This is a genomic window from Priestia sp. JNUCC 25 (genome assembly GCF_053667915.1).
On record NZ_CM132211.1, the window covers coordinates 3,597,771 to 3,606,997 of the forward strand.

General features: G+C 34.2%; 12 protein-coding genes and 2 pseudogenes. 3 read left to right on the top strand and 11 right to left on the bottom strand.

Annotation, left to right across the window (positions count from 1 at the left end; genetic code table 11):
* Positions 1 to 104: 104 nt before the first annotated feature.
* A complete protein-coding gene (locus JNUCC25_RS18880; RefSeq protein WP_013058456.1) occupies positions 105 to 509 on the bottom strand; it encodes a hypothetical protein in 405 nt (134 codons plus the stop codon).
* A 316-nt stretch (positions 510 to 825) separates the two neighbouring features.
* Positions 826 to 1,344 (bottom strand): YfiT family bacillithiol transferase, encoded by a 519-nt coding sequence (locus tag JNUCC25_RS18885; RefSeq protein WP_013058457.1) that lies wholly within the window; start codon positions 1,342 to 1,344, stop codon positions 826 to 828.
* A 280-nt stretch (positions 1,345 to 1,624) separates the two neighbouring features.
* Between JNUCC25_RS18885 and JNUCC25_RS18890 the strand changes: the two genes are divergently transcribed.
* Positions 1,625 to 1,852: a hypothetical protein gene (locus JNUCC25_RS18890; RefSeq protein WP_013058458.1), complete on the top strand. Its 228-nt coding sequence runs from the start codon at positions 1,625 to 1,627 to the stop codon at positions 1,850 to 1,852.
* A gap of 76 nt (positions 1,853 to 1,928) precedes the next feature.
* Here the strand turns inward: JNUCC25_RS18890 and JNUCC25_RS18895 are convergent, their stop codons facing one another.
* Positions 1,929 to 2,426 carry an ankyrin repeat domain-containing protein gene (locus tag JNUCC25_RS18895; protein ID WP_057273796.1) on the bottom strand — a complete coding sequence of 166 codons (498 nt, stop codon included), beginning with the start codon at positions 2,424 to 2,426 and terminating at the stop codon, positions 1,929 to 1,931.
* A gap of 101 nt (positions 2,427 to 2,527) precedes the next feature.
* Positions 2,528 to 2,656 (bottom strand): annotated as a pseudogene (locus JNUCC25_RS18900) (sporulation membrane protein YtaF); the annotation flags it as partial.
* Between the two features lie 119 nt (positions 2,657 to 2,775).
* On the opposite strand from JNUCC25_RS18900, the gene JNUCC25_RS18905 reads away from it, so the two are divergent.
* Complete coding sequence (locus JNUCC25_RS18905) at positions 2,776 to 3,417, top strand: DUF1232 domain-containing protein (protein WP_029323585.1); 642 nt, start codon at positions 2,776 to 2,778, stop codon at positions 3,415 to 3,417.
* Positions 3,418 to 3,460: 43 nt separating this feature from the next.
* Here the strand turns inward: JNUCC25_RS18905 and JNUCC25_RS18910 are convergent, their stop codons facing one another.
* Positions 3,461 to 3,727, bottom strand: coding sequence for a DUF3973 domain-containing protein (locus JNUCC25_RS18910; protein WP_078082088.1), 267 nt, complete (start codon positions 3,725 to 3,727; stop codon positions 3,461 to 3,463).
* A gap of 190 nt (positions 3,728 to 3,917) precedes the next feature.
* On the opposite strand from JNUCC25_RS18910, the gene JNUCC25_RS18915 reads away from it, so the two are divergent.
* Positions 3,918 to 4,262, top strand: coding sequence for an SPW repeat domain-containing protein (locus JNUCC25_RS18915; protein ID WP_035439096.1), 345 nt, complete (start codon positions 3,918 to 3,920; stop codon positions 4,260 to 4,262).
* 236 nt (positions 4,263 to 4,498) lie between these two features.
* Here the strand turns inward: JNUCC25_RS18915 and JNUCC25_RS18920 are convergent, their stop codons facing one another.
* From JNUCC25_RS18920 to JNUCC25_RS18945, 6 genes and pseudogenes are all read right to left on the bottom strand, one after another.
* Positions 4,499 to 5,371, bottom strand: a complete 873-nt coding sequence (locus JNUCC25_RS18920; protein ID WP_013058462.1) for an AraC family transcriptional regulator — start codon at positions 5,369 to 5,371, stop codon at positions 4,499 to 4,501.
* A 261-nt stretch (positions 5,372 to 5,632) separates the two neighbouring features.
* On the bottom strand, positions 5,633 to 6,202 hold the full coding sequence (locus JNUCC25_RS18925) for an MEDS domain-containing protein (protein ID WP_078082089.1): 570 nt from the start codon (positions 6,200 to 6,202) through the stop codon (positions 5,633 to 5,635).
* A 445-nt stretch (positions 6,203 to 6,647) separates the two neighbouring features.
* Positions 6,648 to 7,105 (bottom strand): annotated as a pseudogene (locus tag JNUCC25_RS18930) (AraC family transcriptional regulator).
* Between the two features lie 150 nt (positions 7,106 to 7,255).
* A complete protein-coding gene (locus tag JNUCC25_RS18935; protein ID WP_223268984.1) occupies positions 7,256 to 8,122 on the bottom strand; it encodes a pentapeptide repeat-containing protein in 867 nt (288 codons plus the stop codon).
* Between the two features lie 119 nt (positions 8,123 to 8,241).
* Positions 8,242 to 8,433, bottom strand: coding sequence for a hypothetical protein (locus JNUCC25_RS18940; protein ID WP_013058466.1), 192 nt, complete (start codon positions 8,431 to 8,433; stop codon positions 8,242 to 8,244).
* 160 nt (positions 8,434 to 8,593) lie between these two features.
* The gene (locus JNUCC25_RS18945) at positions 8,594 to 9,187 is read right to left on the bottom strand and encodes an NAD(P)H-dependent oxidoreductase (protein WP_078082090.1); all 594 of its coding nucleotides are present in this window, start codon (positions 9,185 to 9,187) and stop codon (positions 8,594 to 8,596) included.
* Between the last annotated feature and the right edge of the window lie 40 nt (positions 9,188 to 9,227).

Below are 9,227 nucleotides of genomic sequence, written 5' to 3' on the forward strand. Positions count from 1 at the left end.
TAACATTTGCTTCTCACAACCTTCTAATTAAAATCAAAAGATTAAAAACAAATTATAAAACTACTTTTAGACAACCTATTGAAATATTTCAAGAAAAAACACTGTTAATCGGGAAGTTCTAAAAAATCATCTAAGTGTGTTTCAAGCTCAACTTTTATATCGCTAAGTGACTCACCAACTAGTTCTCCTATTACTTTGCTTCCAAAGATTTTTTTCGAGAGTGGTATACCTAAAAACGTACGGCTACATTTCCAAACTACTACGTTATAAAAATCAAGCATATCTCCTTCTATATCATCATTGATAAATATAATGACTACAGATTCATACCCTTCATCAAAATGATCACCGTTCGTAACCTCAAACTTCACAAAAAGGTCTAAGTTTTGTTTCTGAAATAAAGGCGTATATATTTGTTCGAGTTTCATCGTGACATCTCTTAATTCTTGTTCGATTTTATTGATTCTGTTTCTTAGCTGTAATGTAAATTCTCTCTCACCGTATTTCATTTATAATCACCATTTTCCAAAATTAAGGTTGAGTAACAATTCTACGCATAAAAACAAAATTTCTGTATTGTATACTTCATACATTCTTAGTTAGCATACTCACCGCTATTGGTACTAATAAAAAAAGAGATTGAGACATAGCTAAATCAATCGAATCTACAGACGAACAAATGGGATAAATGAAACCTACGTTCACCCTATCAATAAAAAATCAGAACAATTAATCGATACTATTGATTAACTGTTCTGATTTTTCTTCAACTAAAATACTTTTGTCCCAGCCTCTTTTCAGAAGTCACATATATTAAATGTTATTCTACCATCCTTTTTGATTTCTTAATGTGGTAATATGAGCAATATGATGCTTTCCATGCCAAGCGTAAGTGGCTATTAATTGCTCAATCGTCACTTCCCCGTTTTCAGGGTGGTGGATCGTTTTCTTTAAATCTATTTCATCAAGTGAGTTTAACACTTTATGAAGACGCTTATGTAAAGCTGAAAAAAGCTGGAGAGAAATTTCTATCGGTAACTCATTATCAGGAAGATTCGACCAAGCCACTTCATCATATGCCTTAATAGTAGGCTCTTGCTCTGTTAACCCTAATTTAAAACGGGTATAAGCATTCATATGGGAGTCAGCTAAATGATGGACAACTTGACTTAATGTCCAACCGCCTTCTCGATAAGGCGTAGCTAACTGCTCGTTTGTCAGCCCTTCTACAGCATAAGCTAATTGCTTTGGTGCATCTCCAATGTCATGAATCCAACCTTGAATATCCTCTTTTTGAATATCTTCTTTCACCGTAAATTTCCCAATCGGATATTGATTAAACATACACCCTCATCCCTTTCTATTGCTCTCAATATCTATTATAGCAACTTTAGGTGCATATGAGTTTAAATATTCAGAATCCATACTTCCCGATAAAGTATTCCAAATTGTGAATACAGTGTACACTTTCAGTTAGCATATTGCCGTTTATCCCCAATAAAAAATAATGTAGTCTCCCTTTACTATGGTTCATGATAAATATTCCTCTAAATTAAGGCCACTTTCAACTAAAATAATAACCGTATAGATAAACATTCCGTAAAATTAAGGTGAGGTGATTAAAATGAGCAATAATTATAAAAGCTATTTCTACAGTAAGTTCTTTTTAGTATATTTTATTACACTTTCATTATTTATTATCGTTGATATCGTAGAATCAGGAAGAATTACACTTTTTTCTTTGGGAGACAGCTGGAATTTCATTTTATATCAAATTGGTTTTTGTTTAATTGCTATTGGCTTTTTTAGTGCATTCATTGCAAACTTATTATGGAAAATGAAAAAAAGATAAGTAATTAATTAAAGATTGGAAATAGAAAATACATACTATATATGTTTCTAGTTAACATAAAATCTCCTATTATATATTAAGCTTTATTATTTAAATACTGAGTAAGTAAATGAACTGCGCTGTCTTGTTTTTTCTCTATTGCAACCTCTAAAGGTGTTTTCCCATCATCTTTTTGTATCTCGATATCTGCACCTTTTTCGATGAGAAGTTTAATCATATTTTCATCTCCTAGCAACGAGGCCTCATGAAGGCTAGTCCATCCACCGCTTTGTTTTGCATTTACATCTGCGCCTTTTGTAAGCAACAAGTCTACAGCTTGAATTTGCTTATTTGCTACTGCTGCATGAAGAGGCATGTTTTCATTCGAATTTTTAGCCTTAATATGAATATCCGCCCCTAGCGACAACAATAACTTAGCGCTATCCACTTGCCCAAAATAACAAGCTAAATGTAAAGGTGTCCACCCATCTGAATTAAAAGCGCTAAGTAAAGATGGCTCTTTATTTAATAACGCTTTTATCTCTTCACTTTCTCCATTCACCGCCGCATTTGTTATTTGATCAATATATTCCACTTTACACCCCCCTAATATATAGAAATACCTTGATTATATTTCCATTTTATCATAACTTTGTGGATGAACACGATATTCAAAAGTAGTTACCATAGAAATCAACAAATAGCTGCTATTAGTAAATGAGAAAGCCATCTTATCCTGATTTTTCGTACTCCATAAGATATTCCTACGCCAAAGTTATCTATACTTGATGATAGGGCAAAACCTAAAATGAATAACCATTCCATTTTGTATCCTCCTTTTGATGATAATATTGAGGAAATTTGCTTACTTGTTGCATATATTGTTGATAAACCTTCAATAAAATAAATACTGCGCGTTGAAAAATATAAAGAGGTGAATCACAATGTCTAACACCAAAAATGAACAAAGCCTTGGTCTGTTATTGAGGTCTTTATTAAAGGAAAATGCTTTATCTATGCGGAAGCTCAGCTCACTTACGGGGATTGATACGGCAACTGTTTCACGGATTATAAATGGAAAGCAGCAAGCAAATCTACATCATTTAAAGCAGTTTGCGCATTATTTAAATACGCCTCTTGAAGCATTAATTGACCCTGCTGGAGCTGCTTCAAACAATACAGAAAATGAAGTAGAAACAGGCATTCATTACTCCATTGATAAAATTCAAGAAATACTTAAATCTTTTGATATAGTGGATACAAACTTTACGATTGAACGTGTAAAACAAGAACTAACAAAATACAAGCAATATGCACAGACCGACGAAGGACACAGCATGATTCTAGATAACTTTCAATCCAAAATAGAGCAAGTAGGCAGCGTTGGTACCTTTATTGATCAATTAAAGCAAATGTATCTTGAATATTGCAGCGAAGAAACCTCGGCTGCCAAGCGCTCTATTTTGGGAAGTGCGCTATTGTATTTTATTTTGCCTACCGATATTATCCCAGACTACGTCTTTCCAATTGGATATCTAGACGATGCAATAGCTGTACAACTAGTGATGAATCAACTTACGGAATAAAGACTGCGTTTTATTAAGGGAACTGAACGCGGCATACCGCTATTTATTGTGAAAACGGAACTTTTTCTGGACGATGAGCAGGTAAATACTCTATTGCTTTCTTTAATTTAGATAATTTCTTTGGCACAATCTTTTTGATGATTTTTTCTTTTTCACATGATTTGCATGACTCATGGTTACATCTATGCGCACACATACCTAAAGGAATTTTCTCTCCTACAAATGGATCTATATAGACTCCATTTTCAAATAACTTACTTTTAATAAAATTTTCATTTTGCAATCTGCAGCAATTAACACAATAGTACATTTGTTTTTCACTCTCTTTCTTATACTTGATTTTGAAACATCTTATGAGAACTCATCAACAGAAGTGCTTGTTCCTACATGGAAAGTTGAAAAAATCTCAACAAACGTTGAAGAATACTCAACACACGTTACTTACAAACATGTAGTTTAAGTATGACATCATACAGAGTGTCATACATCGAGGAGGGATAATGGTGAAAACAAGAGGTATTATTAACGCTGTAATCGGTATTTGGTTTGTTATTGCCCCTTGGATGCTTGGGTTTTCATACGATGCAGGGGCTACTTCAGCAAGTATTGTATTTGGAAGCCTTCAAGTGATTATGTCTTTTTGGGGAGTTACTAAACCCGGATGGAATTTATGGCAAAATTGGATTTCGCTCATTACCGGATTATGGTTTATTCTTTTTCCCTTTATTTATTCATTAACAGACGGGGTGCTTTGGTCTAGCGTCGTACTTGGGTTAATGACCGTATTATTTAGTTTATGGAGCTTGAACTCTAAAGCAAGATTAAAATTAAAAGCTGTAAGTTAAAAAGCGAATAATATTCCACTTTTTACTTAAACTACTCAAGATACCGCAACGTATCGACTATGTGAGAAATAATTCTCCTAGCAGAAAAGCTCCCTACGGAAATAGGGAGCTTTTTCTGCTTTTTATGTAAGGCTTGTACAGATTTAGTCAACGCAATGTATTTTATAGAAAGCTATAAAAGAGAAAAGGTAGATCACATTTGCGACCTGCCTTTTCTCTCCATTACGGAGTCATCATTACTTTTTTAACACCGGTATCCATATTTCACTTTTAAAGGTTGGCGACGTTACATTTTTATGTTCATTCCATAAGATTTCCGGTCCTTCTACTTGTTCATAATTTGAGGATGGAAACCATTCTGAATAAATTCGTCCCCATACATCTTGTAATGTGTCAGGAAATGGCCCGACTGCTTCGAATACAGCCCATGTTCCAGCGGGCACTTCAAGTTGTACTAAATGATCGGGACAATCCTTAGTTGTGGCTACACCGATATAATGGTCCAGCTGCCCTTTTTCCTCCATTCTCCCTTCAGAAAAGTTCACAGATGCACTAAGCAAACCTAATGGTGTAACATTAGAAAGTTCTTTTAATTTACGTATTGTTTCATCGTTCAAGCTTTCCCACATAGCAGCAATCTTTGGGTTAACTCCATGAAAAATTATCGGAACTCTTTCTTTAATACCAACGATATGAAAGGCCTCTTTTTCCTCAATTCGATAATTCATTTCATTTCCTCCTTTAATTGATAACTGAAAGGTCATTTTTGGAAATGCTTTAAGTGAACTCCCATTTTTTTTAGCTTCCGAAGGAGTTATACCGTGTAGATTTTGAAAAGCCCTTGTAAACGAATCCGGTGAGCTGTAATTGTACTTGATCGCAACATCAATGACTTTGATGTTACTATCTTTAAGTTCAAATGCTGCAAGTGTAAGACGTCTTCGGCGAATATATTCTGATAAAGTAATGCCTGCAAGAAAAGAAAACATCCTTTTAAAGTGATACTCAGAGCAAAGAGCCAGCCTTGCTACTTCTCTAAAATCGATATCATTGGTTAAATTCTCCTCAATATAGTGTAAAGCTCTATTCATATTTCTAAGCAAATCCATTTGTATGACCTCCCTTATTATCAGAATAGCAGGATTTGAATAAGGCTATCCGACATTTCATGCACAGTTATGCAGGCTTTTTCCTTCTGTTCATAAGTTCCTACAAACTTAAACAAGCTATTCAAAATGCAATTTCAGCTAGCATAATAACTTTAGAAAACAACAAATAAAGAGCCTTAAATTATAAGCCTCTTTATTTGTTCTCTATTTACCTGTGGACTTGCCTTGGTTTTTATGAGTAAATCCCAACTAAAATATCAATTACACTGCATCTGTCATTATATATAAATTGGATGGGATAATTTTGTTTTCTAAAATTAAGTATGGATGGCACTTCATTAAAGCAAGTTTAAGAACTTCTGGTACTCTCTCTTCATCATAAGCGCATACTAAATGTAATCCGCCTTTATTTACTAATTTGTCTGCTTTATTTTCAAACTCTTCTAAAATAGGTACAATTCCTTCTTGCTGTCCCCATTCTACATGAGCCCATATTTGAAAAGATCTATTGTTTTTATAGAAGGGATCTAAGTGTCGAGAGAGATGTTCAAAGATTATAGCAGGCTGAAAACTTCCACTTGAACAGTAATAATCAAAATTATTAATAGTATGTATATATGTTAATTGGTCTTCAGTTAGAATTCCCTCTAACTTTTCAAAAATTAATGGAATTAATCTTTCACTTTCTATAACTAACGTATGCCTCTCCTGTTCAATTCCCGACACAATATAAGACACAAGATTATCTAAGTAACTTCTCATGTCGTCAATATTATAGTAAATATGAACGCTTTCATTATTCTGTATTAATTGAGCAAACTGATTTTTCAAGTGTGTACGCTCCCTTATATAAAATCAACCTAAATTTCAAGAATCTTAAACTAGTAAATTGTCTATTCGTTAGAACAATTCTACGCTTTGCATTCTTGTCTGTCAAAACTGGATGTTCTCCCATTTGTTTTGGGGTGTACAGCTGTTTTTAGAGCAGTGTAGCTATATTGATTGCAAACGGTATAACGTTTGCGGCAATTATTCTGGCGCCTTGACTAAAGAATACTATACCCCTTTTCAAATACGATTAAAGCCTAACAAGAAATAATGACAGAATTAAGTTTACTTATTCTTTCAAATAAATCTTCGCGTAGCATGGATAGAAGCATCACCCATCTATTTTTTAGTTTGTATAGCCTACAAAATAGCTATCATAACACGCGTTACAAGTAGAAAAAAGATCTTAAAATTCTAGGGAAGTTCAGGATCTTCAAATAAAAAGCTCTTATTTTTTTAATGTTATAGGTACACAAATATTACAATAATCAATCTCATTATTGTCACCATAATATCGTTCAAAGATTGGCCTTGGATCAACTTCATAACCCGCTTCTAACAAGCCAGAAAAAATGGTAGCCCACGCTTTTTGAATTTCTTCTGCAGTATGCTTAACTTTGTATATTGCATACTGTCCCCTACTAATTGATCTTCACTAAAATCATCGTCAACGTAATATTCACTAGAAATGACGATACCAGCATCATAGCGACAATTCTCAGGAGCTGTTTCTTCAGGATTGTCCCATGCGATGCTCAGAATTATTGAATCTTTAGTAAACAATCCCTTCTTTTTAGCCAAACGTTTTAACTTCTCCATCACTTTAACATTATGAGGACCATATGGCCCAACTTGCCTCACATATGCAATTCGGTAATTTGGTAAAGTATCAATCTTCATATTCATCTCACTCTGCCCCTTTTTCATCAATATTTACTGCAATGAAAAAGTTATCACTATTTAAAAAGATAATCACTTAAATTTTTAAAAATTTACCATTTATACAAATACAGTTTATATAAGCGCAGTTCTAAGCATAAAAAAGGAGCTCAAGAACTATTGAACTAGTCCTTGAGCTCCTCCTTTTACCCAATGTTCTGGGATTGCTAAAGCAGACGGCAACTTTGTATGTACATTTCCCTTTGCCGCATTCACCTGTGCCTGAGTAAGAAAAATACTTCCTGTCAGGTCGGCACCGCTCAAATCAGCATCCCTAAAGTCTGCACCAATAAGATCAGTTAACCGGAGATCCGCATCTCTAAGATCAGCAGCTATAAATAACGCTCCCTTTAAATTAGCTCCTCTAAGATTAGCTCTTCTTAGGTTAGCACCGATATAGTCACTACTACGCTTGAATTTCTTTCCCAACTTTTTATTAGATGTTTTAGGACGTACCAATTCACTTGTACGTACAAGCAAGTCCTTCACTTTCATTCGATGCTCATGTACATCAATTTTTAAAATATCCTCTGGGCTTTGTTTGATCAGGCTTTCAGTTTCTTCAAAAGAAATTTTTAAATCATTGTGAATTGGTTTTGTAGCTTGAAATTGGAGTGCCTCACTTAAATACCACAGCATTTCATGCAGCTGCTGAACAATAGGAAATACCTCAAACATTTCTTTAGCCCTTGTTTTGTTAGCTCTCCAATCATTTCCTATATATATAACTTGAGAAACTCTTTGACCTGCACCAAAACACTCATACCCCACACAGCCTTTGAATCCCGTAGTGATAAGGTTTTTATGAATGGAACATGAATAGTTTGGCTGTAAATGACGACAAGGAGTCCCGCCATCTTTATTAAATGCGAAATCAGCAGATTGTGCATAAGGTAAAGCTACGCAGCACAAACCAAAACAACTTGAACAGTCGGAACGTAAATTATCTCGAATATCATTATTTATTTCTAATTTATTAGACAAAACAACCATTCCTCTCATGTTAATAGCGACCAAAAGGAAAATAAAGTTAATTCCACCTTATATTTAGTGTGTAAAATACAGATTTTTTTAGTAAATTCTTTCGTAAACCTTAAAGAAAGTTACCTATTTACAGTACCTTCTATTGCTACTAAATACATTATGCTATCAATCCCAAGCCCTGTATCTATAAGCACAGCTTTATTTTCTCCGATAAGCAAAAAAGAATGGACTTTTTCCCAATGCCCACATTCGCTAATGGCATAAGTTTTATCATCAATCGTTTGCACTGTAAACCAAGAATCTTTAATCATATAACAGGCAGTGACTTACTACTAAGTTCGATATTTATACGATTATGTCCTCTCAAAACCTTCAATTATTCAGAAAATAGAATGTATGCCATATGCTGCTTCTAAGTATTAAAAAGAGCATCTAATCACCACATTAGATGCTCTTTCTTTTTCCCTTTGTTTATTCATTAACAGACAAGGTACTTTCGTCTAGCTGTTTTAAATAATTATGAAAACGAATTTTCGGATTTAATTCTGTATTTGTAATATGCTTTACATAGCCAATTGAACTTTGAGTGATATCATAGTCACTGATTTTATTTGAACGATATTCAATAAAAGGAGGAAGATAAATCATGCCAACTAAACTAGCAGATGCCTGGAATGGCTTTGTTATTTCGCTTACTGAAAATAAATTATACTCACCCGCTTGATAAGAATGTTCAGGCGAACCGATGGAAATAGCCAACACCCACTCCTTTCCCGTAAGCTTCGTTCCGCCAGGGCCATGAGCCCACCCAAAGGTAAACACTTCATCAAACCACTGTTTTAAAAGTGGCGGGCTGCTGTACCAGTATAATGGAAACTGAAAAACAATACGATCATGAGCAAGAAGCAGCTGCTGTTCAACTTTCACATCAATGGGTTGATCACAATATGTTTCATAAAGATCATGAACCGTTAAATCCGTTTGATTCAAAGCTGATTCCTTCCATTTTTTATTTACTCGAGAAGATTCAATATGTGGATGTGCAATGAGTACTAATGTTTTCATAATATAGACCTCCTTTTTATTTTTGGTATGATTATATTGT

Coding starts and splice junctions, on each gene's coding strand:
- JNUCC25_RS18940 (WP_013058466.1), bottom strand. CDS start 8,433: ATGATTAAAGATTCTTGGTTTACAGTGCAAACGATTGATGATAAAACT.
- JNUCC25_RS18890 (WP_013058458.1), top strand. CDS start 1,625: ATGAGCAATAATTATAAAAGCTATTTCTACAGTAAGTTCTTTTTAGTA.
- JNUCC25_RS18915 (WP_035439096.1), top strand. CDS start 3,918: ATGGTGAAAACAAGAGGTATTATTAACGCTGTAATCGGTATTTGGTTT.
- JNUCC25_RS18905 (WP_029323585.1), top strand. CDS start 2,776: ATGTCTAACACCAAAAATGAACAAAGCCTTGGTCTGTTATTGAGGTCT.
- JNUCC25_RS18910 (WP_078082088.1), bottom strand. CDS start 3,727: ATGTACTATTGTGTTAATTGCTGCAGATTGCAAAATGAAAATTTTATT.
- JNUCC25_RS18880 (WP_013058456.1), bottom strand. CDS start 509: ATGAAATACGGTGAGAGAGAATTTACATTACAGCTAAGAAACAGAATC.
- JNUCC25_RS18885 (WP_013058457.1), bottom strand. CDS start 1,344: ATGTTTAATCAATATCCGATTGGGAAATTTACGGTGAAAGAAGATATT.
- JNUCC25_RS18945 (WP_078082090.1), bottom strand. CDS start 9,187: ATGAAAACATTAGTACTCATTGCACATCCACATATTGAATCTTCTCGA.
- JNUCC25_RS18920 (WP_013058462.1), bottom strand. CDS start 5,371: ATGGATTTGCTTAGAAATATGAATAGAGCTTTACACTATATTGAGGAG.